The organism is Rhizobium sp. BG4 (assembly GCF_016864575.1).
Lineage (GTDB): Bacteria > Pseudomonadota > Alphaproteobacteria > Rhizobiales > Rhizobiaceae > Rhizobium.
In genome coordinates this window covers 2,143,992-2,166,822 of record NZ_CP044125.1, presented here as the reverse complement: position 1 = coordinate 2,166,822, position 22,831 = coordinate 2,143,992, and the positions used below count along the sequence as shown (strand labels likewise).

Annotated in this window: 26 protein-coding genes, 1 tRNA gene and 1 pseudogene; 14 read left to right on the top strand and 14 right to left on the bottom strand. The window is 60.5% G+C overall.

Annotation, left to right across the window (positions count from 1 at the left end; genetic code table 11):
- Positions 1 to 2 precede the first annotated feature (2 nt).
- Positions 3 to 778 (bottom strand): annotated as a pseudogene (locus tag F2982_RS11025) (DUF3108 domain-containing protein).
- Between the two features lie 237 nt (positions 779 to 1,015).
- Here F2982_RS11025 and rpmB point away from each other — a divergent pair.
- Positions 1,016 to 1,312: a 50S ribosomal protein L28 gene (rpmB, locus tag F2982_RS11020; protein ID WP_112720192.1), complete on the top strand. Its 297-nt coding sequence runs from the start codon at positions 1,016 to 1,018 to the stop codon at positions 1,310 to 1,312.
- 133 nt (positions 1,313 to 1,445) lie between these two features.
- Complete coding sequence (locus F2982_RS11015) at positions 1,446 to 2,081, top strand: VUT family protein (protein WP_199627828.1); 636 nt, start codon at positions 1,446 to 1,448, stop codon at positions 2,079 to 2,081.
- 21 nt (positions 2,082 to 2,102) lie between these two features.
- On the opposite strand, the gene F2982_RS11010 is transcribed toward F2982_RS11015, so the two are convergent.
- From F2982_RS11010 to F2982_RS10990, 5 genes are all read right to left on the bottom strand, one after another.
- Positions 2,103 to 2,663 (bottom strand): AAA family ATPase, encoded by a 561-nt coding sequence (locus F2982_RS11010; RefSeq protein ID WP_203427831.1) that lies wholly within the window; start codon positions 2,661 to 2,663, stop codon positions 2,103 to 2,105.
- Positions 2,664 to 2,732: 69 nt separating this feature from the next.
- Positions 2,733 to 3,722 (bottom strand): esterase-like activity of phytase family protein, encoded by a 990-nt coding sequence (locus F2982_RS11005; RefSeq protein ID WP_203427830.1) that lies wholly within the window; start codon positions 3,720 to 3,722, stop codon positions 2,733 to 2,735.
- Positions 3,723 to 3,727: 5 nt separating this feature from the next.
- Positions 3,728 to 5,629, bottom strand: a complete 1,902-nt coding sequence (gene cobT / locus F2982_RS11000) for a cobaltochelatase subunit CobT (protein ID WP_203427829.1) — start codon at positions 5,627 to 5,629, stop codon at positions 3,728 to 3,730.
- Between the two features lie 12 nt (positions 5,630 to 5,641).
- Entirely contained in the window at positions 5,642 to 6,634 is a 993-nt protein-coding gene (cobS, locus tag F2982_RS10995; RefSeq protein WP_112720187.1) for a cobaltochelatase subunit CobS, read from the bottom strand.
- Positions 6,635 to 6,939: 305 nt separating this feature from the next.
- Positions 6,940 to 7,557, bottom strand: a complete 618-nt coding sequence (locus F2982_RS10990; protein WP_112720186.1) for a J domain-containing protein — start codon at positions 7,555 to 7,557, stop codon at positions 6,940 to 6,942.
- A gap of 55 nt (positions 7,558 to 7,612) precedes the next feature.
- Here F2982_RS10990 and F2982_RS10985 point away from each other — a divergent pair, with 55 nt between their 5' ends.
- On the top strand, positions 7,613 to 7,945 hold the full coding sequence (locus F2982_RS10985) for a BolA family protein (RefSeq protein ID WP_203427828.1): 333 nt from the start codon (positions 7,613 to 7,615) through the stop codon (positions 7,943 to 7,945).
- Positions 7,946 to 7,998: 53 nt separating this feature from the next.
- On the opposite strand, the gene F2982_RS10980 is transcribed toward F2982_RS10985, so the two are convergent.
- The 3 genes from F2982_RS10980 to F2982_RS10970 are packed head-to-tail and all read right to left on the bottom strand — an operon-like array spanning position 7,999 to position 11,026.
- Positions 7,999 to 9,309, bottom strand: a complete 1,311-nt coding sequence (locus F2982_RS10980; RefSeq protein WP_112720184.1) for an HlyC/CorC family transporter — start codon at positions 9,307 to 9,309, stop codon at positions 7,999 to 8,001.
- Positions 9,306 to 10,439: a 3-dehydroquinate synthase gene (aroB, locus tag F2982_RS10975; RefSeq protein ID WP_203427827.1), complete on the bottom strand. Its 1,134-nt coding sequence runs from the start codon at positions 10,437 to 10,439 to the stop codon at positions 9,306 to 9,308. The genes F2982_RS10980 and aroB overlap by 4 nt, the downstream gene beginning before the upstream one ends.
- On the bottom strand, positions 10,436 to 11,026 hold the full coding sequence (locus F2982_RS10970; protein ID WP_112720182.1) for a shikimate kinase: 591 nt from the start codon (positions 11,024 to 11,026) through the stop codon (positions 10,436 to 10,438). The genes aroB and F2982_RS10970 overlap by 4 nt, the downstream gene beginning before the upstream one ends.
- Before the next feature lie 147 nt (positions 11,027 to 11,173).
- Between F2982_RS10970 and F2982_RS10965 the strand changes: the two genes are divergently transcribed.
- From F2982_RS10965 to F2982_RS10945, 5 genes are all read left to right on the top strand, one after another.
- Positions 11,174 to 11,350, top strand: coding sequence for a hypothetical protein (locus F2982_RS10965; protein WP_203427826.1), 177 nt, complete (start codon positions 11,174 to 11,176; stop codon positions 11,348 to 11,350).
- 4 nt (positions 11,351 to 11,354) lie between these two features.
- A complete protein-coding gene (xerD, locus tag F2982_RS10960) occupies positions 11,355 to 12,308 on the top strand; it encodes a site-specific tyrosine recombinase XerD (RefSeq protein ID WP_203427825.1) in 954 nt (317 codons plus the stop codon).
- A 62-nt stretch (positions 12,309 to 12,370) separates the two neighbouring features.
- Entirely contained in the window at positions 12,371 to 13,324 is a 954-nt protein-coding gene (locus tag F2982_RS10955) for an acetyl-CoA carboxylase carboxyltransferase subunit alpha (RefSeq protein WP_112720180.1), read from the top strand.
- 199 nt (positions 13,325 to 13,523) lie between these two features.
- Positions 13,524 to 14,783: a murein L,D-transpeptidase family protein gene (locus tag F2982_RS10950; RefSeq protein ID WP_203427824.1), complete on the top strand. Its 1,260-nt coding sequence runs from the start codon at positions 13,524 to 13,526 to the stop codon at positions 14,781 to 14,783.
- Positions 14,768 to 15,013 (top strand): sulfurtransferase TusA family protein, encoded by a 246-nt coding sequence (locus F2982_RS10945; protein ID WP_246777551.1) that lies wholly within the window; start codon positions 14,768 to 14,770, stop codon positions 15,011 to 15,013. The genes F2982_RS10950 and F2982_RS10945 overlap by 16 nt, the downstream gene beginning before the upstream one ends.
- A 3-nt stretch (positions 15,014 to 15,016) precedes the next feature.
- On the opposite strand, the gene F2982_RS10940 is transcribed toward F2982_RS10945, so the two are convergent.
- Both F2982_RS10940 and F2982_RS10935 read right to left on the bottom strand, forming a co-directional pair.
- A complete protein-coding gene (locus tag F2982_RS10940; protein WP_203427823.1) occupies positions 15,017 to 16,183 on the bottom strand; it encodes a GTP-binding protein in 1,167 nt (388 codons plus the stop codon).
- A gap of 11 nt (positions 16,184 to 16,194) precedes the next feature.
- Positions 16,195 to 17,316, bottom strand: coding sequence for a D-alanyl-D-alanine carboxypeptidase family protein (locus tag F2982_RS10935; RefSeq protein ID WP_203427822.1), 1,122 nt, complete (start codon positions 17,314 to 17,316; stop codon positions 16,195 to 16,197).
- Positions 17,317 to 17,466: 150 nt separating this feature from the next.
- Between F2982_RS10935 and F2982_RS10930 the strand changes: the two genes are divergently transcribed.
- From F2982_RS10930 to F2982_RS10915, 4 genes are all read left to right on the top strand, one after another.
- Positions 17,467 to 18,627, top strand: a complete 1,161-nt coding sequence (locus tag F2982_RS10930) for a M20 aminoacylase family protein (RefSeq protein ID WP_203427821.1) — start codon at positions 17,467 to 17,469, stop codon at positions 18,625 to 18,627.
- A 72-nt stretch (positions 18,628 to 18,699) separates the two neighbouring features.
- Positions 18,700 to 18,776 (top strand) — tRNA-Arg (locus F2982_RS10925).
- Between the two features lie 142 nt (positions 18,777 to 18,918).
- Positions 18,919 to 19,644 (top strand): hypothetical protein, encoded by a 726-nt coding sequence (locus tag F2982_RS10920; RefSeq protein WP_203427820.1) that lies wholly within the window; start codon positions 18,919 to 18,921, stop codon positions 19,642 to 19,644.
- On the top strand, positions 19,641 to 20,135 hold the full coding sequence (locus F2982_RS10915; protein WP_203427819.1) for a PIN domain-containing protein: 495 nt from the start codon (positions 19,641 to 19,643) through the stop codon (positions 20,133 to 20,135). The genes F2982_RS10920 and F2982_RS10915 overlap by 4 nt, the downstream gene beginning before the upstream one ends.
- A 105-nt stretch (positions 20,136 to 20,240) precedes the next feature.
- Here the strand turns inward: F2982_RS10915 and F2982_RS10910 are convergent, their stop codons facing one another.
- Entirely contained in the window at positions 20,241 to 20,756 is a 516-nt protein-coding gene (locus F2982_RS10910) for a DUF992 domain-containing protein (protein ID WP_199627837.1), read from the bottom strand.
- Positions 20,757 to 21,110: 354 nt separating this feature from the next.
- Between F2982_RS10910 and F2982_RS10905 the strand changes: the two genes are divergently transcribed.
- On the top strand, positions 21,111 to 21,332 hold the full coding sequence (locus tag F2982_RS10905; protein WP_203427818.1) for a hypothetical protein: 222 nt from the start codon (positions 21,111 to 21,113) through the stop codon (positions 21,330 to 21,332).
- A 125-nt stretch (positions 21,333 to 21,457) separates the two neighbouring features.
- On the top strand, positions 21,458 to 21,622 hold the full coding sequence (locus F2982_RS10900) for a hypothetical protein (protein ID WP_203427817.1): 165 nt from the start codon (positions 21,458 to 21,460) through the stop codon (positions 21,620 to 21,622).
- Here the strand turns inward: F2982_RS10900 and F2982_RS10895 are convergent, their stop codons facing one another.
- On the bottom strand, positions 21,623 to 22,420 hold the full coding sequence (locus F2982_RS10895) for a class I SAM-dependent methyltransferase (RefSeq protein ID WP_203427816.1): 798 nt from the start codon (positions 22,418 to 22,420) through the stop codon (positions 21,623 to 21,625).
- A 110-nt stretch (positions 22,421 to 22,530) separates the two neighbouring features.
- Positions 22,531 to 22,797 (bottom strand): BON domain-containing protein, encoded by a 267-nt coding sequence (locus F2982_RS10890; protein WP_203427815.1) that lies wholly within the window; start codon positions 22,795 to 22,797, stop codon positions 22,531 to 22,533.
- Between the last annotated feature and the right edge of the window lie 34 nt (positions 22,798 to 22,831).

Below are 22,831 nucleotides of genomic sequence, written 5' to 3'. Positions count from 1 at the left end.
CGTCAGCTTGCGCTGTATTTCACTGCCTTGATCGTCACCGTTCCATACTGCGTCGGAATACTGACATAGACAGGAGCATATACATTCGCGGCGTCGGCCTTGGCAAACCAGATTTCCATCTGGCCGCTCTTGCTGAGGTAATCGATATCCTTGCGGCCCTTCTTGTATCCGGCCTTCGGCACGAAGCGCACGCTGCAGACCGTCGCCTGACCGGCAAAGCCATCCGTTTCGAAATCTTTCGATCCCTTCGGCGACAGCACCAGATCCATGCGCATCTCGCCGTCATAGATCGGCAGCCGCTGCGAGCAGAGCTTTGTGTCGCCGGGAAGATCAGCCCGGAGATCGGGTCGAGCACGGCGCGCATGTCGCCCGGCTTGAGATTGACCCAATTGTTCGGCAGCTTCCGCTCCGGCTTCACCGTCGTCGAGACGATATTGCCGTTAGCATAGCGGACTTCATAAGTGCGCGCCCGCTTGCCGCTCTTGTAATAGAGGTAATAGCGCTGCGCCTGCAGCCGGTCGTCGCGGATGACGCCGTCGACACTGGTCTTGGCCGAGATCGTCGTCACCAGATCGGCAAGGCCCGCCGAACTGATATCGCCGGAAACCTTGTAGCTCTTGTCATCCTCGATCTTGGTGACGAAGGCCGCACGCGCGATCGGCAGGATGCCGAGGGCGACGCGATATTCCGTGCGATGGCGGATTTCTTCGGCACCTGCCGGAACGGCCATCAGCGCCGCGATTGCCGCGATCAAAATTCGTCTGCCCGAAAGAGCCATGAAGCAAGCCTTGTTTGACGGGCGAAACCCGCCCTGTTAAGCGGTCCATACTCTGCCCGCCCCGCGAAGCAAACACGAGCTTTTTGACAGAATTGCGGGAAAGGCCAAGGTTTGGCTTGACGCGGGCGGCCGCTCTGACTATAGAACCGCAACTTTCCAATCATGGCCTTGGATTGCAAGCCCGGTTTTGCCGTGCGTCGCAATTTGGTGGCTGAGAAAAACAAGAATAGGTGTCAAATGTCTCGCGTGTGCGAATTGACCGGCAAGGCCGTCCTCGTTGGCAACAATGTCAGCCATGCCAACAACAAGACCAAGCGTCGTTTCCTGCCGAACCTGTGCCAGGTTACGCTGATCTCCGACGCTCTCGGCCAGCGTTACCGTCTCCGTGTTTCGGCCCACGCTCTGCGTTCGGTTGAACACCGCGGTGGCCTCGATGCGTTCCTGATCAAGGCAAGCGAAAACGAACTGTCGATGCGCGCTCGTCTGCTGCGCCGCCAGATCGTCAAGAAGACTGCAGAAGCCGCTGCTGCGTAAGCATCGGTCAGCTTTCTTCTCGAAAGTTTCAAAAGGCTTGCACGGTTGATACCGGACAAGCCTTTTGCTTTGCCGGCATGGTGCCGGCCAAAATTTGTTCACTCCAACTGGTGGCATCACCCAGGATAAAAAAATGCTGAAGACACGCTATCTGCTTATCTATGTGGCCCTGATGACGCTCGTCGTCGTCGCCTCCAACTTCCTCGTCCAGTTTCCGCTGAACGCGACGGTTGCCGGTATCAATCTTGCCGACATCCTGACCTGGGGCGCCTTCACCTATCCGATCGCCTTCCTGATCACCGACCTGACGAACCGCCAATTCGGCCCGCAGACCGCCCGCAAGGTCGTTTTCGCAGGCTTTGTCGTCGGCGTCGGCCTATCTTTCTATACGGCCGTCCCGCGCATCGCGATCGCTTCCGGTTCCGCCTATCTCGCAGGCCAGCTGCTCGACATCTCGGTCTTCAACCGCCTTCGCCGCCAAGCCTGGTGGCGCGCGCCGCTGGTCGGTTCGCTGATCGGCTCGGCGCTCGATACGATCATCTTCTTCTCGTTCGCCTTCGCAGCCTTCTTTGTTTTCTTCGGCCCGAACGAACCCTTCGCGCTCGAAACGGCACCGATCCTTGGCGTGCTCTCGATCGAGGCCCCGCGCTGGATTTCCTGGGCGCTCGGCGACTTCACCGTGAAGATGCTGGTCGGCCTCATCATGCTGCTGCCTTACGGCGCGCTGATGAACACCCTGCGCCCGATGCAGGCAACGCCTGCCCGCTGATTGCAGCAAAGGCCGCCGGCGCTAAGCCTGCGGCCTTTTCGCCATGACGGCTGCATGGCCCAGAACCTGCGCAACGAGATCGCCGACCGGCTGTGACGAGTCGAGCCTCAGCAACGGCGTGGCCCTCTCCTTCAGCCATTCCTCATGCGAGGCAGCGCTCCGCCGCTCCGGCTCCGCCGTATCATAGCTCTCGGCCCATTCCAGAAACTCCCGGCTCTTCTCCGCCATATCGCCGCCCGGCTTGATCCGGTCGCCGTAGCGCGTCTCCTCACGCCGCCGGATGCGCGCCATGCGCATTGCAGGATCGATCTTGAGAAACACGATAAGATCGTAGAGCGGCTCGAACTCGGCCGCCCATTTCAGCGCCGAGCCCGAGAGCACCCAGCCATCGGCGGCCCCGATCGCCTCGCGCAGCATTTCTACGCGTGCCTCGACCGGCCGCTGCGTCGTGAAGGGCGGATCGGTCGGCATCCAGAAGAAGTGATCGGTATCGAGATGACGGATCCCGAGCTTTTCGGCGAGCGCCTGACCGAGCGTGGTGGTGCCGGAGCCTGAGGCTCCCATGACATGGATGTTCAGCATGGCTCTCTCGAAATGGGTGAAGGGAGGGAGCAGATAGCGGAGAGTTGTGACAGTTGTTCGGCGGCGCGCTCAGTCGAGGAGCCGGAATTCCAGCATCATGTTCCGCTGCAGGATCGAATGGTTGTCATCAGACACGAGGATGATATGGGTCGAGCCATCCTCGGCCTGGAAGGCATCGAGCCCTTCCATATTGTCGATCTGATAGCCGAAATCGGCCGTCATCAGTACCTTGCCCGTTGCAACCGCACCGGGCCGGATTTCGGCAGCAGCGATCCGCCGGATGCGCATGCCGATACCGTTTGCCATGTTGAAGCGCCGCTCCAGAAGCAGCAAGTCGCCATCCGGCAGGAACGCCGCGTCGGTCGGGTCGAAATCATCTGTGCGGCTGACGGTAAACCGGCCCTTCAGCGGCCCCTCCAGGATCGCCGCATAGACGTTTCCGTCATCATCAAGGCTCTCTTCCGAAACGATGACTGCAGCGCCCTTCAGGGCGCTGTCTGCCGGCGCGATTGCCACCGTCTCGAGGCTGCGGTTGCCCCTGAGCTCGTCGCGCGGAATGAGGATCGGCAGCGTGCCAACGGCGGCTGATGTCGCGAAGCCTTGGCGCGGATAGATATCGACGCGGTGATTGCCCTCGAAGGAGACCAGCGCCCGGTCCTTGTCGAGCGCCAGCCCCTCGGCATCCATACGGCCCTTGCCTTCGAAACTGCGGCCCGTGCGATCCTGCATCGGCGTGATATCGACATCGGCAAGACCGGAGAGGCGGCCCTGCGCATCGCGCACCAGCGAACCCGTCAGCCAGTGGCCCGTATCGAGAACGCCCGCCACATGCTTGCGGTCCGGATCGACCTTGATCGACGACCACGAGCCAAAGATCCGGTTGCTCGAAACCATCTCCAGACCACCGATAAATTCCAGCGGGCCGAATCTGGTCTCGTCAGAACCGATCTTGAAGGTGTTGATGACGCGGCTCTCGATCGGAGCGCTTTCTGCGAAGACGGCAGACGGCAACCCCGCGAGGCAGGCGGCAAGCATGGCCACGCGGGAAAGAGCGATCATATGGGTCAGCTGGCGCGGCGGAGGCGCCCGCCACGCGGGGCGGCGGCGTGATCCTCGAAGAGCGAAGCCAGCTGCTCGGTCATCGCGCCTGCAAGTTCGTCAGCATCGACGATGGTGACGGCACGGCGATAATAGCGCGTGACGTCGTGGCCGATACCGATGGCCAGCAGCTCGACCGGCGAACGCGTCTCGATCTGTTCGATGACGGCGCGAAGATGTCGCTCAAGGTAGTTGCCGGGATTGACCGACAGCGTCGAGTCATCGACCGGCGCACCATCCGAAATCATCATCAGGATGCGGCGCTGTTCGCGGCGGGCGAGAAGGCGGTTATGCGCCCAGATCAGCGCCTCGCCGTCGATGTTTTCCTTCAGCAGGCCTTCGCGCATCATCAGGCCGAGATTGCTGCGGGCGCGGCGCCACGGAGCATCGGCGGACTTGTAGATGATATGGCGCAGGTCGTTGAGACGGCCCGGCGTCTGCGGCTTGCCACCGGCAAGCCAGCTCTCGCGTGCCTGCCCGCCCTTCCAGGCCTTGGTCGTGAAGCCGAGGATCTCGACCTTCACGCCGCAACGTTCCAGCGTGCGGGCCAGAATATCGGCGCAGGTCGCGGCAACCGTGATCGGACGTCCGCGCATCGAACCGGAATTGTCGATCAGCAACGTCACGACCGTATCGCGGAACTGCGTATCGCGCTCCATCTTGAAGGAGAGAGCCTGCATCGGGTCGATGATCATGCGCGTCAGGCGCGCCGGATCGAGGTAACCCTCTTCGAGGTCGAAATCCCAGGAGCGGTTCTGCTGCGCCATCAGGCGGCGCTGCAGGCGGTTCGCGAGACGCCCGACGGCACCCTGCAGATGCGCCAGCTGCTTGTCGAGAAAGGCGCGCAGGCGCTCCAGCTCGGCAGCGTCGCACAGCTCTTCGGCCGTGATGATCTCGTCGAATTCCTCGGTAAAGACGTGGTAGTCGACCTTCTCGTTGAAATCGGCAAAAGGCGTGTTCGGACGGCGGGTTTCGCCCGGCGTCTCGGAATCGTCCTCGCCCTCTTCCATCATGTCGTCGTCGGAGATCTCGGCGCCTTCGGTCTCGCCGTCCTCCATCTGCTCGTCGGCAACTTCGCTGTCTTCGACAGGTGCTGCATCCGAGCCGGCATCTTCGTCGACTTCGTCCTGATCCTGCTCGTCGCCGCTCGGCTGATCGTCCTGATCCGAATCTTCGTCGGTCTCCGGCTCGCTGTCGTCGTCGCCATACTCCTCGGCCATTTCCATGGCCGACAGCATGTTGCGGATCACCTTCGAAAAGGCCTGCTGGTCGTTGATGACGTTCGAGAGGTTATCGAGCTCGGCACCGGCCTTGTCTTCGATGAAGGGCCGCCAGAGATCGAGCACCTTGCCTGCGGACGCTGGCGGCTTCTGACCGGTCAGCTTCTCGCGGACCATCATGGCGACGGCTTCGCCGATCGGCGCATCTTCCTGGCGTTCGATGCCGGAGAAATTGGCCTTGGCGTATTTTTCCTCGGTCATGGAGCGCAGGTTTGCAGCCATGCCCTCCATGCGCAGCGCACCGATCGACTCGACACGCGCCTGCTCGACAGCATCGAAGACCGCGCGGGCATCCGAGCCCTGCGGCGCCATCGTCGTGTGAACTTTCTCGTCGTGGCAAGCAAGCCGGAGCGCCATGGAATCGCCGAGACCGCGGGTCACCGCCAGCTCATGCGCCGTCGGGCGCTTCGAAAGTTCGGGCAGCCGGATACGCTCGGCCGTCATTCCCGGACGTTCGTTGGCGAAGGTCACTTCGAGTTCGTCGTCACCGGCGATTGCGCGAACGCAGCCGGTTATCGCACGCCGCAACGGCTCCACATCGACGGGGCCGTTGGGCTTGGCTTTCGAATTGTCACCACGAGATGCCATGATCGACCGGCCTTAGGCCTCCAGCACGATATTGGCAGCGCTTTCCTTCAGCTCGACGCCAAAGGCACGCTGATAATGCTCGGCCACGAGCGCACGCTCGAGCTCATCGCACTTATTGAGGAAGGTGACGCGGAACGCGAAGGCGAGATCGCCGAAGATCTCCGCATTCTCGGCCCAGGTGATGACGGTACGCGGGCTCATGACGGTCGACAGGTCGCCGTTCATGAAGGAAGCGCGCGTCAGGTCTGCGACGCGAACCATCTTCGAAACGGTGTCGCGGCCTTCCTTGTCCTTGCCGAAGGTCTTCACCTTGGCGGCGATGATGTTCACTTCGTGGTCGTGCGGCAGATAGTTCAGCGTCGTCACGATCGACCAGCGGTCCATCTGCGCCTGGTTGATCTGCTGCGTGCCGTGATAGAGGCCGGTCGTATCGCCGAGGCCGACCGTGTTGGCAGTCGCGAACAGACGGAAAGCCGGGTGCGGACGGATAACGCGGCTCTGGTCGAGCAGCGTCAGGCGGCCGGCGGATTCCAGAACGCGCTGGATAACGAACATGACATCAGGGCGGCCGGCGTCGTATTCGTCGAAGACCAGCGCGACGTTGTGCTGGTAGGCCCAGGGCAGGATGCCGTCCTTGAATTCGGTGACCTGCAAGCCGTCCTTGACGACGATCGCGTCCTTGCCGATGAGATCGATACGGCTGACATGGCTGTCGAGGTTGATACGCACGCACGGCCAGTTGAGGCGCGCAGCGACCTGCTCGATATGCGAGGACTTACCCGTGCCGTGATAGCCGGAGATCATGACGCGGCGGTTATGCGCAAAGCCTGCAAGAATGGCGAGCGTCGTCTCGCGGTCGAAGAGATAGTCGGGATCGAGATCCGGAACATAGGCGTCGCCCTTGCTGTAGGCGGGAACGCGAATATCGGAATCGATGCCGAAAACCTCCCGGACCGAAACGGTGGTATCCGGCAGAGCGGGAATATCTAAGTCAATCTTGCTCATCACGTCTCCAAGGCGGGCAAAACGCCCGGCCATATCTCTCAGGCCATTTCGCGACCACGACGCCGCAGTTCTATTCCGCGCCGTCCGTGGTGAGAACGTCGGCGATGCTTCTCCGGGACTGAAATGAAACCTCGGCGGGATGATGACGCCCGAGCATTTTAGAACAAAGTCCCGGACAAGAAACGCCGCGTCCGGAAGGAAGGCAAAGGCGCCAGAAGCAAAACGCAATAATGCATGCCGCGTTGGCCTGCGGCCCTAGCCAATTTGGACCATACCCGATTGAAGGCGGAGAGCAAGGACGGGAATTAACAAAAACCGTTCTGCTTCAACAATTGATAGGCCTGGATGACGGCACGGAAACGCTCTTCGGAGCCACGGTCGCCGCCATTGGCATCCGGGTGATGCTTCTTGACGAGCTCCTTGTAGCGCGTCTTGATCTCGGCCGAGGTCGCATTCGCCTCCAGCCCCATCGTGTCGAAAGCCTTCGCTTCCAGGCTCTTCAGCTTGCGCTGCTGCTCGGGAAAACGCGGACCGGCGCCCTTGGTACCGCTGACGAAGCCGAACGGGTCGCGGACGCGATTGTAGGAGCCGGAACGGACGTCCGAATGCAGCGGGCTGTTCTTGGCATCCTTGTTGACGCCGACCGTCCAGGTCGGCCGGTGGCCGGTGATCGCCTCTTTCTGATAGCGCGCGATCTCGCCGTCCGAGAGGCCGGAGAAATAATTGTAGCCCTTGTTGTATTCCTTGACGTGCTCGAAACAGAACAGAAAGAACTGCCCCTCGGCATTGCGCCCGACGGGAGCGCGATGCACGCCTTTTTGATCGCAGCCATCCCACTGACAGACCGGAGGAGCCTTTTCGGGCTCCTGCTCGCGTTTGCGGCGGGTCCGGATGCGATCGAAATATTTGGAATCAAGTCTCATGACGGCGCTAATTATGGGGCTGCCGCGAAGCGACAACAAGAATTGACAAACGGGAATGTTGCTGGCTTCTTGGGAACCCTTTTTTCACAAGCAACGAGACGAAAACGTGACCCTGCAGGCCCGCATTGAAGAAAAACTCACCGAGGCTTTCGCGCCCGAACGTTTGAGCGTCATCAACGAAAGCCATCTCCACGCCGGGCACCAGCCTGACATAACAGGAACAGGCGAAACGCATATGCGCGTTCGCATCGTCTCTGAAAAATTTTCGGGGATGACGAGGCTCGCCCGCCACCGTGCCATCACCGAGCTGTTGAAGCCGGAACTCGACGCCGGACTGCACGCCCTGGCCGTCGAACCGGCAGCACCCGGTGAAGCCACCCGCTGGTAGCGGAGACAGGCTCCATATAGGCATTCCCGCCCGGCAATCCAACCGAAAACCGCTCAGAGCGCCTTGGTCGCTTCTTCTTCCGCCGGGCGGATGCGCAGCTTGGTGATGCGGTTCTTCTCGCGCTTCATGACGATGAACCGCTTGCCATAGAAGGTGAAAGCCTGGCGCTCTTCGGGAATGGTCATCGACTCGTGGATGACCAGACCGGCGATCGTCGTCGCCTCCTCGTCTGGCAGCTGCCAATCGAGGGCGCGGTTGAGATCGCGGATCGGCACGCCGCCATCGACGACGATCGACCCATCCGCCTCCTGCCGCACGCCCTGCATGTCGATATCATGCTCGTCGGAAATATCGCCGACGATCTCCTCGAGGATATCCTCGAGTGTCACGATGCCCTGTACCTCGCCATACTCGTCGACGACGACGGCGAAATGCTGCTTCCGGCGCAGGAAGGCGTTGAGCTGGTCTTCGAGATTGGTGCTGTCAGGCACGAACCACGGCTTCTGGGCAATCTTCACGATGTCCAGATTTTCGGGCTCGACATTCGGCTCTGCCAGCGCCCGCAACAGGTCCTTGGCGTGGACGACGCCGATGATGTTGTCGATCGTGCCACGCCAGAGCGGCATGCGCGTATAGGGGCTTTCGAGAATGATGCGGACGATCGCCTCCGGCGCATCGTCAGCATTGATCGCCCGCATCGCCATGCGGTGGACCATGATGTCGGAAAGCTCGAGCTGGCTGAGATCGAGCACCCCGCCGAGACGGTCGCGGTCGGCCTTGACCACCGATCCCTCGCGATGCAGCAGATCGACCGCGCCACGAAGCTCCTCATGCGCCGTCAGCATCGAGGTTTCGCGTGAAAGCGTGATCCCGAAAATGCCGAGGATTCTGCGAACGATTCCATTGATGAAGGACGAGACCGGGCCGACGACGGCGACGAACATCTTGACCGGACGCGAGACGCCCAGCGCAAAGCGGTCAGGCGTCGAGATCGCCCAGCTCTTCGGGAGCACTTCGGCAAAGATGACGAGAATGACGGTCATCGCCAGCGTTGCAAGTGCCACGCCCGAATTGCCGAAAAGCCCGAGGAACAGGCTGGTTGCCAGCGACGAGGAGAGAATGTTTGCGAGATTATTGCCGATCAGCATGGCGCCGATCAGCCGGTCACGCCGTTCGATGAGCTCGCGCACGACGCCGGCGCGCTCCTCTCCATTGGCCTCAAGCGTATGGATGCGGCTGCGCGAAACGGCCGTCAGCGCCGTTTCCGAGCCGGAGAAGAAGGCAGACATGAGGACGAGGGCCACGATGGAGACGATTTCTGGCCAGTAGACGGAAAGAAATGCCAGCGTGCCTTCGATGCTCATTGAGGGTGCTTTTCCTTCAGGAAACTCAACACTTCGGATTGCGGTACGTCGTCGGCGATAAAAGACTGCCCGATGCCACGCGTCAGGATGAAGGTGAACTTGCCGTTCTTGACCTTCTTGTCCTGCGCCATTGCTTCCATCAGCCGCTCTGCCGGCGGCAGCTCGCCCGGAATATCGGACATGCGCGTCGGCAGGCCAACCTCTTTCAGGTGCTTCTCGACGCGCTTGCCATCGTCGGGGCTTGCAAGGTTCATGCGCGCCGAAAACTCATGCGCCAGCACCATACCGATCGAAACGCCTTCGCCATGCACGAGCCGGGCGCTGTCATAAGCCGTGACGGCTTCCAGCGCGTGTCCGAACGTGTGGCCAAGGTTAAGAAGCGCACGAGGACCGTTCTCCCGCTCGTCGGCGACGACGACATCGGCTTTCGCCTGGCAGCTCGTCGCGATAGCCTCGATGCGGGCATCGCCACCGGCAAAGACCGCCTGCCAGTTCTTCTCCAGCCAGGAAAAGAAATCCGGCTTGTCGATCAAGCCATACTTCGCGACTTCGGCATAACCGGCACGGAATTCACGCTCCGTCAGCGTATTCAGCACGTCGGTATCGGCGAGAACCAGATCTGGCTGATGAAAGACGCCGATGAGGTTCTTGCCATGGCGGCTATTGATGCCTGTCTTACCGCCGACGGAAGAATCCACCTGCGACAGCAGCGAGGTCGGCACCTGCACGAAGCGCACACCGCGGCGCACGATCCCGGCTGCAAAGCCCGCGAGATCGCCGATCACACCGCCGCCAAGCGCGACCACATAGTCATTTCGCTCGACACGGGCTTCCAGCACCTTGTCGCAGACAGTCATCAGATGCTCGAAGCTCTTGGTCTTCTCGCCAGCCGGCAGGACAAGCGAAGAAGCGGTAATGCCAGCGGCTTCGAGGCTCGAAACCAGCGCGTCGAGATAAAGCGGCGCGACATTCGCATCGGTGATCACAGCAGCCTTGCGGCCTTTGAGACGCGAGGCGATCTCCGCGCCGGCGCGCGCAATCAGCCCTGGACCGATCAGGATGTCATAGGCACGCTCGCCGAGCGGCACATGCACCTTCTTTTCGGTTGCAACGGAAGCGATCGCATTCATGGCACTGCACTTTCGGTTTGGTATTCGATCACGGCCTTCAAGACTTCGTCGGCCATCAGTTCTTTGCGCACATCGCGCGACAAAACGGTGACGTCAGCCTGCGCATAGACCGGGTATCGCGCATTCATCAGGTTTTCGAGCGTCTGCTTCGGGTTCTCGGTCTTCAGCAACGGCCGGGTATCGCGCTTGTTGACGCGCTCCCAGAGAACATCGAGATCGGCCTTCAGCCAGAGCGACAGGCCGCCCTTCTTGATATGCTTGCGGGTGCGATCGTTGATGAAAGCGCCGCCGCCGGTGGACACCACGCGCGGACCATTCTTTAGAAGCCGCTTCATCACCCGCGTTTCCAGCGCCCGGAACTCTTCTTCCCCATAGGCGGCAAACAGCTCGGTAATCGTCATGCGCGACACGCGCTCGATCTCGACATCGCTGTCGACGAAGGGGATGCCGAGCTGGCTCGCGACGAGACGGCCGACGGAGGATTTCCCGGCTCCCATGAGGCCGACAAGGATAAGATTGCGGGACCCGAGCGCGGCGCGAGCTCTGTCTTTCAGACTGTCTGCAACTGTCAGAACGGGATCACTCATTGGTCCATTCACACTTTGTTTGCAAACGGTATCGACAAATGCAGGTACAGCGTCAAGTCGCGGGCAAGGGAAACATGATCCAAATGCCGCTTCTTGCACGCAATCACGCTTCTTCCTAAAAAGAAGCCGAGCCCATGGAGTTCTGGAATGCCGACCCTCTTCCGCTTTCTGGCTGTCTTGGCTGTCATAGCCGGGATCATCTATGGCGGCATGGTCGCACTTGTGACCTTCGTCGAGCCGCAGCCCCGTGACGTGACGATCCGCATCCCCTCCGAGCGCGTCAATCCGCCGGCGACGGGAACGATTGCCCCTGCAAAGAAGTGAGCCGATGCGGGATCTCGGACGCGCCCATGTGGAAGCCTTTCTCGAGATGATGAGCGCCGAACGCGGCGCGGCTCAAAACACGCTGCTCTCCTATGAGCGCGATCTTGATGACCTGCACGGCTTCCTGAGCGGCAAGAGCGTGCGGCTGACCGAGGCAGCTTCCGCCGACCTGACCGCCTATCTCTCCTCGCTTGCAAGCCAGGGCTTCAGACCCTCCTCTCAGGCACGCCGCCTCGCCGCCATGCGGCAATTCTACAAGTTTCTCTATGCCGAAGGCATCCGCACCGACGATCCGACAGGCATCCTCGACGCACCGAAGAAAGGCCGCGCCCTGCCGAAGACAATGGGCGTAGCAGAAGTCACGAAACTGCTGACACAGGCCGAACAGGAAGCGTCCGACACAGCGCCCGGCCAGCTGCAGCGCCAGCGCATGCTCGCCCTGCTGGAGCTGCTCTACGCGACCGGCATGCGCGTCAGTGAGCTCGTCTCGCTCCCCGCCCGCGTCCTCGATCAGGAAGGCCGCTTCCTGATCATCCGCGGCAAGGGCAACAAGGAACGCCTCGTTCCGCTTTCCCAATCGGCAATCGCCGCGCTGAAGGTCTATGGCCGCTCGATGGCAGTGGAAAGCGCCAATAGCAAACAGCCTGTGGAAAGCCCCTGGCTCTTTCCGGCTGCCTCGAAGGAAGGTTATCTTCCCCGTCAGGTCTTTGCCCGCGATCTCAAGAACCTGTCGATCCGGGCCGGGCTGACGCCGTCTATGATCTCGCCGCACGTGATGCGCCACGCCTTTGCCAGCCATCTCCTGGCCAATGGCGCAGACCTTCGCGTCGTGCAGGAACTCTTGGGACATTCGGACATTTCGACCACGCAGATCTATACCCACGTCCTCGAAGAACGCCTGCAACAACTGGTGCAAACGCATCACCCTCTTGCAAAACAGGCGAAAAAGCACGAATAGGACCGGCGACAAGGGGCGACGCCAGCAATTTGCCCTGGGCACAAGGAACGGAAACGCACCTCATGCACAACTATCTCGACTTCGAAAAGCCGATCTCCGACCTCGAAGCTAAGATCATCGAACTGAAGAAGCTCGCGTCCGAGGGCGAGAGCATCGACACGTCGGATGAAGTCGGCCGCCTCGAAGTTCGCGTTCGCGAAGCGATGGTCGATATCTATTCCAAGCTCAACGCCTGGCAGAAGACGCAGGTCGCGCGCCATCCGCAGCGTCCGCATTTCGTCGATTATGCCAAGGTGCTGTTCCAGGAATTCACGCCGCTCGCCGGCGACCGCAAGTTTTCCGAGGACGCCGCAATCCAGGCCGGCCTCGCCCGTTTCCGTGGCCAGCCTGTCGCCGTCATCGGCCAGGAAAAGGGCAACGACACGAAGAGCCGCCTGAAGCACAATTTCGGCAGCGCCCGTCCTGAAGGCTATCGCAAGGCGATCCGCGTTCTCGAAATGGCTGACCGCTTCGGCCTCCCGGTCGTAACGCTCGTCGACACCGCAGGCGCCTATCCGGGCGTTGGCGCCGAAGAGCGCGGCCAGGCAGAAGCCATCGCCCGCTCCACGGAAATGTGCCTTGGCGTCAAGGTTCCGATCATCTCCGTCGTCATCGGCGAAGGCGGTTCGGGCGGCGCGATCGCCATCGCCACCGGCAACAAGGTCTTCATGCTCGAACATTCGATCTACAGCGTGATCTCGCCGGAAGGCGCGGCCTCCATCCTCTGGCGCGATTCCACCCGCGCCAAGGAAGCGGCGACCAACATGAAGATCACCGCCGAAGACCTGAAATCGCTGGGCATCATCGACGGCATCATTCCCGAGCCGCTCGGTGGCGCGCACCGCGATCCGGACAACGTGATTGCCGCAACCGGCGACGTCATCGCCAACGCTCTGGCCGAGCTTTCGCCCCGTACCGGCGAGCAATTGCGCAACGATCGCCGACAGAAATTCCTGTCGATGGGTCGTAACCTCTAAGGCAAAGCCAGTGAAAATGGCCCGATTGGGGCCAAATCTTGGCCACAATAATGTTATCTACCGAACTTCGTGCTTGCGGGGGCGCCGCAGGCAGGTCATAGGCTGGTAAGGATTTGTAAAGTATAAGCCGCCTATGATTCCTGGTAATGCCCGGAACTCTGCGTGCGGAGTGGGCTGAATCCTTAGTTGGGCTAGTTGAATGCGCATTCGTCATTTCGCCTACGTGTCGCTGATGGCGCTCGCACTTGCGGGCTGCAACGACACTCTCGAATCCGCCAGCAAGATCGACCTCTCCACCGTCAAGAACAAGGTGGAGCAACCGCTGCCGCCGCGCATCCTGGCGCAGATGAGCGCCAAGAGCATGGATCGCAATTCGCCGATCCTGATCCGCATCTTCAAAGAGGAAGGCGCGCTCGAGATCTGGAAGGCGAAGACCGACAACCGTTTCGACAAGATCGCCGACTACAAGATTTGCGCCTGGTCCGGCCGTCTCGGTCCGAAGGTGAAGACCGGCGACCGTCAGGCCCCGGAAGGTTTCTACAACCTCACCCGTGCCAACCTGAACCCGAATTCGAAATATTATCTCGCGATCAATACCGGCTTCCCGAACAAATATGACGCCGTCAACGGCCGTACGGGTTCCGATCTGATGATCCACGGCGCCTGCTCATCGTCCGGCTGCTATTCGATGACCGACGAACAGGTTCTCGAGATCTACGCCTTTGCGCGCGACGCCTTCAAGGGCGGCCAGACCTCGGTGCAGCTGCAGGCCTTCCCGTTCCGCATGACTGCGGAGAACATGTACAAGCACCGGCTCGATCCGAGCTACGACTTCTGGAAGATGCTGAAGGTCGGCTACGACAATTTCGAAGTCACCAAGCGCCCGCCTGACGTCAATGTCTGCGAGAAGAAATACGTCTTCAACCAGCAGACCACCGATGGCGGCGCCTTCAATCCGGCCGGCAAGTGCCCGGCCATGTCGACGCCTCCGGCGCTCGCATCCGCGCTGTCGTCCTACGACAAGACCTACGCGATGGATTATGCCAAGGCCGAGAAGAAGTTCGACGGCCTCGCCTGGTACGATCCGACAGAAGCCGAGCGCAAGGCCGTCGTCGCCAAGACCCGCAAGGGCCGCGAGCTCGCCTACGCCCCGACCGGCACCTCGCTGGAAGCTGGCCGCATGGTCAAGGTCGCCGAACTCGAAGGTATGATGTCGAAGCCGGCTGTCCCCGCGACGGTACCGGAAGCCGCGGTCGCATCCGCTGCCCCGGCAGCAGCGCCGGCTACGGCAGCGCCCGCCGCCGCTCCGGCCGCAGCCAACGCCACGGCCGTGGCAGCAGCAACGCCTCCAAACGTTCCGGTTCCGCAGCAGAACCCGCTCGCCTTCGCACCCGAGCCGCCGCAGGAAACTGCCGACGCCTCCAAGAAGCCGTTCTGGAAATTCTGGTCCAAGAATTGAGCGGTACCGACGCCGTAACTTATGACCTTCGCGGTCTGAAGTGCCCCCTGCCCGTCCTGAAGACGCGCCGCAAGATGTCATCCATGGCAAGCGGCGCGCTGATCCGCGTGGAAACCACGGACCCGCTGGCAGGCATCGACATCCCGCATTTCTGCAATGAAGACGGCCACGAACTGCTGGAAACGGTAAAGACGGAAAGCGGCCACCGTTTCCTGATCCGCAGGAAATAAGCGTCAGATCTTCATACCGGGAATGGCGAGCGGATTGTCGTGAAGTGCGGCACGGTCCGGTGTATCGATGCGCGGCTTGCCCAGAAACGCATCGAACAGCGTCTTCACGAAATCCTCCGGCAGATCCTTGGTGATCAGCACCATGCGCGTGCGCCGGTCGCTGGCGTCAGGCCATGCAGGCAGCCACACCGGCGGATGGAAGATGTTCTGCACGCCGTGCAGCACCAGCGGCTTGTCCGGCCTGTCCGATACCGCGACGATCGCCTTCATCCGCAGCAGCTTCTCGCCGTGTGCCGAGCGCAGCAGATCGATGAACATCTCCAGCGCCATCGGATCGATCGGCTTCTCCTCGACGATCGAGAAGGACCGGATCGAGGCATCGTGACGGTTCACATCATGCGGATCCTGGTCGTCGTGGCCGTGATAGTGGTGGTGATGCCCGTGGTGATGATCGTGACCATGGTCATGGCGGTGATGATGATGCGCATCATCAGCATCCTCATCGCGCAGCCAGCGGCCAACATCGGCAATCTTCGTGTCCGGATCGTAGAGCCCGTTGACGAGAACGGCAGCCGTACCGGCCTCGCCGCCATCGGCATCCATCAGCGCCGCCCGCGGATTGAGATCGCGCAGCCGCGCTTCCAGGGCCTTTAGCAGCGCCACATCGGCCATAGGCCGCTTGGAGACGATCAGCCGGTCGGCAACTGCCACCTGCTTGCGGGCCTCCTCGTGATTGTCGAGCGTCTGCAGCCCATTGACCGCATCGACGACGGTGACCACGCCATCCAGCTGGAAATTCGTGGCAATGATCGGATTGCCCATGATCGCCTGCATCACCGGTGCCGGATCGGCAAGCCCCGTCGTCTCGATGACGATGCGCTTCACAGCCTTCACGCGCCCGGTCTGGATCGCATCCATCAGATTGGCCAGCGTATCGACGAGTTCGCCGCGCACCGTGCAGCAAAGGCATCCGTCCGAAAGCTCGATGATCGCATCGCCGGAGCTTTCGACCAGCAGGTGGTCGATACCGACATCGCCGAACTCATTGATGATGACGGCCGCTTCCTTCATCGCGGGATCCTTGAGGATCCGGTTCAGAAGCGTCGACTTTCCTGCACCGAGAAAGCCGGTGAGGATGGTGACCGGGATCCGGTCTGCATGCAGGCTCATGGGACTTGCCTTTAGAAGGACGTGGGACGCGGCAGCGGCACCGGAACATTGGCAGCATCGCCGATCGCATCCGCCTTGGCGGTCTTGTCGGGCTGCGGGTCCTGGCCGGGGATCAGACCGGCGAAGACGAAGTTCGGCTCGTGGTCCATCTCATGGATATACGGCGACTGTACCTTCATGCGGCCCACTTCATCGCGCGTTTCGCTGCGCACCTTGGCGCCCTTGGCGCTGCAGATGTCGGCGCTGATATCGGTGACCGCATCCTGCCCCGGCCCATAGGGCTTGAGCGAGCGGAGCGTATCGCCCGAGGACGTCGGCGAGGAGAATGCCTTCTCCAGCAGGTTAGCCGTCGCATCTGCGCGCGCCGCAAGGCTGTCCGTGCCGAGCACGACGGAAACCACCGTGCGTCCGTTGCGGGTTGCCGAACCGATCTGGTTGAAACCGGAAGCGCAGATGAAGCCCGTCTTCATGCCGTCAGCGCCAGCGAAGCGCCCGATCAGCAGGTTGATACTCGGCGTATTCGTCTTGCCGTTGGTGAAACCTTCGAGCGCGAAATAGCCGGCATATTGCGGGAAGTCGCGGCGCAGCGCGACCGTCAGGATCGCCAGATCGCGCGCCGTCGTATATTGCCCCTTGCCCGGCAGGCCGTTCGGATTGACGAAATGCGAATCCGTCATGCCGAGTTTGACGGCCTCGGCATTCATCCGCAGCACGAAGGCATCCTGCGTGCCTGCAACGGCTTCCGCGACAGCAACCGCGATATCGTTGGCCGACTTGACCATCAGGATCTTCAGTGCGCTGTCGAGCGTCAGCTTCTGGCCGGGCTTGTAATACATCTTGGCGGCCGGCTGGGCGGCAGCCTGCTTGCTCATGACGATCGGGGTGTCGAGGCTGATCTGGCCGGAGCGGATGGCATCGAAGGTCGTATAGACGGTCATCAGCTTGGTCAGCGATGCCGGATACCATTTGCGGAAGGCTTCCTCATGCTCGATCACGCGGCCGCTCTGGACATCGACGAGAATATGCGGATTGGCCTGCGCCAGCGGGACCGAAGAAAGCAGAGCTGCGGCAGCACTGACTGCGAATGATACCGGCCGCAAAGCAGCGAACAAACGATTCTGGCGCGTCGACACGTCTAGTCCTTAAATTGTCCGGAAATCTCGAAACCTTCACCTATTTAACGTATATGGCCATGACATGGCAAAGGCCATTGAATAAGTTCTTTTCGCGGCACCATGTCTTCGGTGCCGTGGAAAACCCGTTTTCGTTATAGGAATTTTCGCATGCCGATTTTGAACAGAGCCGCTGAATTGCAGGATGAAGTGACCGAGTGGCGCCGCCATATTCACGCCCGGCCCGAGCTGCTGTTCGCCGTCGAAAACACTGCCGCTTTCGTTGCCGAAAGGCTCAAGGAGTTCGGCGTTGACGAAATCGTGACCGGCATCGGCCGCACTGGAGTCGTCGGCCTGATCAAGGGCAAGGGCGAAGGCCGCACCATCGGCCTGCGCGCCGATATGGACGCCTTGCCGCTCACCGAAATCACCGGCAAGCCCTGGGCTTCGACGACAGCCGGCAAGATGCATGCCTGCGGCCATGACGGTCACACGGCCATGCTGCTCGGCGCCGCGAAATACCTAGCCGAGACCCGCAATTTCACCGGCAATGTCGCCGTCATCTTCCAGCCCGCCGAAGAAGGCGGCGGCGGCGGCAACCTGATGGTCAAGGACGGCATGATGGAGCGCTTCGGCATCGAAGAGGTCTATGGCATGCACAACCTGCCGGGCCTGCCCGTCGGCCAGTTTGCCATCCGCAAGGGCCCGATCATGGCAGCGACCGACGAATTCACCGTCACCATCAAGGGCCGCGGCGGCCACGCCGCCCAGCCGCACCGGACGATCGACCCGATCGCCATCGGCGCCCAGATCGTCTCCAACCTGCAGATGATCGCCGCCCGCACCGTCGATCCGCTGCGTTCGGTCGTCATCTCCGTTACCAAGTTCAACGCTGGCTTCGCCCATAACGTCATTCCGAACGACGCCCAGATCGCCGGCACGATCCGCACGCTCGACGGTGAGGTTCGCGACCTAGCCGAAAGCCGCTTCAAGCAGGTGGTGAACGGCGTTGCCGCCACCCACGGCGCCGAAGCCGAAATCGCCTTCCATCGCAATTACCCGGTTACCGTCAACCACGCCGACGAGACCGGCCACGCGATCGCAACGGCAACCGACATCGCCGGTGCGGCAAACGTCAATCCCGAGATCGATCCGATGATGGGCGGCGAGGATTTTTCCTACATGCTGAACGCCCGCCCCGGCGCCTTCATCTTCATCGGCAACGGCGACACCGCAGGCCTGCACAACCCGGCCTACGATTTCAACGACGAGGCCATCGCCCACGGCATTTCCTACTGGGTCCGCCTCACCGAACAGCGCCTCGGCGCCTGATCCGATACTTGCAGCTAAACCTGAAAAAGGCTTGGCTTCCCGCCAAGCCTTTTGTATGCATGAGCACCAAGTGGTTCCGTAGCTCAGCAGGATAGAGCATCAGATTCCTAATCTGAGGGTCACGCGTTCGAATCGCGTCGGAATCACCATTATTTGAGCGGCTTATCTTACGCAGACTGGCGCCAGCGAGACGACTTTTAATTTCCCTGTTTCGAATATGGGGCATCGTTTTGGCTTAATGATGCGTTATCATGTGAAGTCTAAATATATATCAGAACCGGGGAGGGTAAATTGAGCGATTTCCTTGAATACCCTTTCCGCATCATTGGTCCAAAGCCCGATACTATTCCAATGGCTCGACTCGCCTTTTATATGGCCGAGCTTGCAAAGCTCATGGGGTCGCCCGAGCACGTTCATTTCAAAGAAGTTCTCAACAAAAGCGTGAGCATCGTGGCATGCGCGGATGCGCAACAGGTTGCCGTAATCTCTCCACGGATACGGGAGGCGGCGCATAACGACAATGATGCAGAAGCGGCAGCTCCTTGGCGCAAGATTAATGAAGCTCTGGCGGAAGACGGCTGGACCGCCGAACTGCCGCTGCCCAAAGGGGGAGAAACTATCTCGTTCCCTGGCAAAGTAAGGGCTTCGAAAGCAATCAGGAGTGTCACTCAGCATACCGCCATCCAAGGACGGCTGATCCGCATTGAGGGTGCAGGAGATCTGGTGAAAGTTGGCTTGGAAATCGACGGGGATTTGAGCGCCGCTGGCATATCGTTGAACGCGACAGCCGCAATTGAACTCGCCCACTGTTTCCACCAGTTCGTTCGTTTAAGTGGTGAAGGAAAGTGGAGTCGAAACACGGAAGGGAAATGGTCTCTCGACAACTTGAAAGCAACAGCCTTTGAGGTTCTCGACGACGAGCCCCTTGACGAAACTCTTAGCAAACTCAAAAATTTGCTGGAGCCTGGCTCTGCTCAAGAGATCGTCAAGAATGTAGATGAGCTACGCCGCGCATGATTGTCGTCGATACAAATTTTTTAATTTTCATGATCGATCCGACCAGCACGCAGGACAAAGATGGCCGATCCGATCGTGTAAATTTCTTCTTGAACACCTTATCGAAGAACACTGTCATCACGGTCCCCGCCCCTTCTCTGGCAGAATTCGTTGCAGGCAGAGCGCAACGCGTTGAGGAAATGGTAGAGATAATTCGAAAGCAGAAAGGTTTTAATGTCCAGGCTTTCGATGAGGTTATAGCGATCGAAACCGGCGAGCGCATAGCTCAGGCAATCGAGAAAATCCCTCAGGATCAGAGGTTGCCGGGATGGCGAGTAGCTATGAAATACGACGCGATGATCGCTGCAACAGCTGTAGTGAGAGGAGCAAGCGACCTCTACACAGATGATCCAGGTCTCGGTAGATATCTGGAAGGAAGTTCGGTAGCGCTCAGAATGATTGATGATCTTCCTCTACCACCGGAAGACCCTCAGCGCAGACTTCAAGTTTGATTGCCACGCGTCCGATCACGTCGGAACCTTCAATGTTCTCATACGCAATTTCATATTCGCCACGCCCCTTCCGCCATGGCGGAAGGGGCGCGAATTGGCCTGAAATCAGCCCGGGGTCAGCGTCATCGAAGCGCTGCCGGCAGCGACGTTGAGGCCGAGCTGGCCGGTGACGCTGAGGGCCTGGAGGTGGATCGAGCCGGAGGTGCCGCCGATCAGGACGTTGGCGCCGACGCCGGCGCCGACGGTGGCTTCGGCCGATGCGCCGACATAGAGGCCGCCGAGCGAGCCGCGGTGATAGCCGGCGGTCGGTGCGAAGACGGCCCAGACGAGGCGGCTGCGGGTGGTAAAGCCGAGGTCGATGCCGAGCTTGCGGATATCGCCGGTATAGTGGTCGGTGACCTCATTGCCGATCGTCGAGCTAAAGACGCAATCGGCTTCCTTGGCAGAACCCAGCACATAGCCGAGACCGCCGCCGATATCGCAGGTGAGCATGCCGATCTTGACGCCGCCGCGCGTATCCGGTTCCTCGTAGGTCCGGACCATATCGGCTGCACTGGCCGCCGTAACGCAAGCCTGGGCAAGCGAAGCTGCTGCAACTACCATCGCAATGGTCTTTTTCATCATGGTCTCCTTCTCAAAATGGCACCGGCAGCTTCAGATCGAAAACGCACCGGCAAGCAAACCCAGCCACAAATAACGTATGGGATCGCAGAACGATCCAAACAGCCTTCATTGTTTCCATGCACAATGAAGAACGTCCTTAACGTTCTGATCGCAAAGGGGACAATTCGAAGGCAGGACCGTTGCTTATTGGCCGCACTCGATGTCCGAATGCCCGCTTGGGCAACCCCACGCAGAAATTGAGCGGTGGCTAATCATAGCCGCCTTCGGGCGAAAAACCTAAATATTTCGTAAGGTTGGAACCGGCCCACCGTCTGGCGAGTTCATCGTCCGGTTAATTGAAAGGCCAAAACCATGAAATCTCTTATTCTTGCTTCCATGCTTGCCGCAGCCGCCATTGTCTCCACCACCGCCCCGTCCCAGGCGGCCAGCATGACGGTCACCACCACCGAGCGCGGTCCGGACCATCATTGGCATAAGCCGATGCATCACGTCATGACGCATTGCTACACCAAGACGGCCCGCATTCACGAACACGGCCACTGGGTCGTCAGGAAGACCCGCGTCTGCCGCTAACAGATAGCTCAGCATGATTGAAACCGGCCGCCACGCGGCCGGTTTTTTGTTGGGCGGACGCCAATCGCCGCAGCTGGAACTTTGAGAAAAGGCGGGCGTTAAGCTGGCAAAACAGGAGTTTTGTCATGCGTCAGAAACTTGCTTTGCTCACCGTCGCCTATGTCGCGATCAGCGCCATCCTGCTGGTGCTCGCCTATCATCCGCAGGGTCCGGTCACCACGCAGAAGACCGACCGTGTCGCCGGCGCCAGCACTGGCTCGCATTTCCTGGTCGAGCGCTTCGCCGGCTGATCAGCTGAGCGCCGGCTTATAGGCGACGACGTGGAAATACTCTTCCTCGGGAAGGGTTCCGCCGCTGAGAAGGTGGCCATCGACGGAAAACAGCATCGGATCGCCGTCGAAACCGCTGGCGCCCAGTTGCGCGCGCAGCTGCTGCGGCGTCGTGGCATAGACCATGATCCCGAAATCATGGGCGCGGTGCAGCAGGATCGCGTGCTCGCCTTCACGCTGCTCAAGCGGGGCAAACCGGCGCTCGCGAACGAGACCCATCGCATGCTTTACCAGCCGGAAGCCGAGTCGCAGCGGATCGTTCGACCAGACGATCGATGAGCGCGCCCGCTTTTCGCCGAACCCATGCCAGTTGCGATTGAAGGTGGAGAAGACGAAGGTCCCGCCCGCCCTGAGCACGCGCGATACCTCGGACAGAACGGCTCGCCGTCCCTCCGCATCGACGGAATCGATGCCATTATAGCTGAACAGCACGAGATCGAAGCTGGCATTGCCGAAAGCAGAGAGATCGCGCGCATCCATATGCGCCAGCTGCGCCTGCGGATAATTGCGCTGGGCAAGCTCCACCATTTCAGGCGTATAGTCGATGCCGACATAGTCTGCGGCGATATCGCAAAACAGCCCGGTCGTCCGTCCGCCGCCAATGCCGATATCCAGGATCCGCCCGCCGCTCGCGCGCTTTCGTGCGATCTCAAACACCAGCCGTTCGCCTTCGTTGATGAAGCCGGTGCTCGCCCGGTAATCGCGCCGGGCGATCGGATTGCGCCAGGTCCTGCGGTTGATCTCTTCCATGCGATGCATTTGCCGCACCTCCGGTTAAGCCAGTTGCATGGCTCTAGACCTAGGCCGCAAGGCAGGTGGGGTCCAATTACAGAACGTTAATCTTTTGTTAATGGTTAACGCGCGCAATTTTATCCGAGCAGGATCTGGTTGCGGACGTCGTGGACCCCCTGCACAGCCTGGACGATTGCGGTCGCCCGCTCGATTTCGCCGACGGTCGCAACCGTACCCGTCAGGACGATATCGTCGGCATCGGACGTCACCTGCACATCCGAGGCATCGATATCTCCGGCGGTCGCCAGCGCCTCGGCAGCGGCGATTTCCAACGCCGCGTGATTGACGAACTCCACCTCGATCTCCGGCTGCTTGCCATGAAATGTGGCTTCCTTGAAAACCATCACTCGTCCTCCTTATGGTGATCTCAGGGAAACG

What these genes read in the sequence shown, in the direction of transcription:
- F2982_RS11005 (WP_203427830.1), bottom strand. Translation starts at nt 3,722, where the DNA reads ATGATCGCTCTTTCCCGCGTGGCCATGCTTGCCGCCTGCCTCGCGGGG.
- F2982_RS10895 (WP_203427816.1), bottom strand. Translation starts at nt 22,420, where the DNA reads ATGCATCGCATGGAAGAGATCAACCGCAGGACCTGGCGCAATCCGATC.
- F2982_RS10990 (WP_112720186.1), bottom strand. Translation starts at nt 7,557, where the DNA reads ATGAGACTTGATTCCAAATATTTCGATCGCATCCGGACCCGCCGCAAA.
- F2982_RS11010 (WP_203427831.1), bottom strand. Translation starts at nt 2,663, where the DNA reads ATGCTGAACATCCATGTCATGGGAGCCTCAGGCTCCGGCACCACCACG.
- F2982_RS10965 (WP_203427826.1), top strand. Translation starts at nt 11,174, where the DNA reads ATGCCGACCCTCTTCCGCTTTCTGGCTGTCTTGGCTGTCATAGCCGGG.
- F2982_RS10910 (WP_199627837.1), bottom strand. Translation starts at nt 20,756, where the DNA reads ATGAAAAAGACCATTGCGATGGTAGTTGCAGCAGCTTCGCTTGCCCAG.
- F2982_RS10970 (WP_112720182.1), bottom strand. Translation starts at nt 11,026, where the DNA reads ATGAGTGATCCCGTTCTGACAGTTGCAGACAGTCTGAAAGACAGAGCT.
- cobT (WP_203427829.1), bottom strand. Translation starts at nt 5,629, where the DNA reads ATGGCATCTCGTGGTGACAATTCGAAAGCCAAGCCCAACGGCCCCGTC.
- F2982_RS10900 (WP_203427817.1), top strand. Translation starts at nt 21,458, where the DNA reads ATGCGTCAGAAACTTGCTTTGCTCACCGTCGCCTATGTCGCGATCAGC.
- rpmB (WP_112720192.1), top strand. Translation starts at nt 1,016, where the DNA reads ATGTCTCGCGTGTGCGAATTGACCGGCAAGGCCGTCCTCGTTGGCAAC.
- aroB (WP_203427827.1), bottom strand. Translation starts at nt 10,439, where the DNA reads ATGAATGCGATCGCTTCCGTTGCAACCGAAAAGAAGGTGCATGTGCCG.
- F2982_RS10985 (WP_203427828.1), top strand. Translation starts at nt 7,613, where the DNA reads ATGTTGCTGGCTTCTTGGGAACCCTTTTTTCACAAGCAACGAGACGAA.
- cobS (WP_112720187.1), bottom strand. Translation starts at nt 6,634, where the DNA reads ATGAGCAAGATTGACTTAGATATTCCCGCTCTGCCGGATACCACCGTT.
- F2982_RS10940 (WP_203427823.1), bottom strand. Translation starts at nt 16,183, where the DNA reads ATGAGCCTGCATGCAGACCGGATCCCGGTCACCATCCTCACCGGCTTT.
- F2982_RS10905 (WP_203427818.1), top strand. Translation starts at nt 21,111, where the DNA reads ATGAAATCTCTTATTCTTGCTTCCATGCTTGCCGCAGCCGCCATTGTC.
- F2982_RS10890 (WP_203427815.1), bottom strand. Translation starts at nt 22,797, where the DNA reads ATGGTTTTCAAGGAAGCCACATTTCATGGCAAGCAGCCGGAGATCGAG.
- F2982_RS10950 (WP_203427824.1), top strand. Translation starts at nt 13,524, where the DNA reads ATGCGCATTCGTCATTTCGCCTACGTGTCGCTGATGGCGCTCGCACTT.
- F2982_RS11015 (WP_199627828.1), top strand. Translation starts at nt 1,446, where the DNA reads ATGCTGAAGACACGCTATCTGCTTATCTATGTGGCCCTGATGACGCTC.
- F2982_RS10955 (WP_112720180.1), top strand. Translation starts at nt 12,371, where the DNA reads ATGCACAACTATCTCGACTTCGAAAAGCCGATCTCCGACCTCGAAGCT.
- F2982_RS10930 (WP_203427821.1), top strand. Translation starts at nt 17,467, where the DNA reads ATGCCGATTTTGAACAGAGCCGCTGAATTGCAGGATGAAGTGACCGAG.
- F2982_RS10915 (WP_203427819.1), top strand. Translation starts at nt 19,641, where the DNA reads ATGATTGTCGTCGATACAAATTTTTTAATTTTCATGATCGATCCGACC.
- F2982_RS10980 (WP_112720184.1), bottom strand. Translation starts at nt 9,309, where the DNA reads ATGAGCATCGAAGGCACGCTGGCATTTCTTTCCGTCTACTGGCCAGAA.
- xerD (WP_203427825.1), top strand. Translation starts at nt 11,355, where the DNA reads ATGCGGGATCTCGGACGCGCCCATGTGGAAGCCTTTCTCGAGATGATG.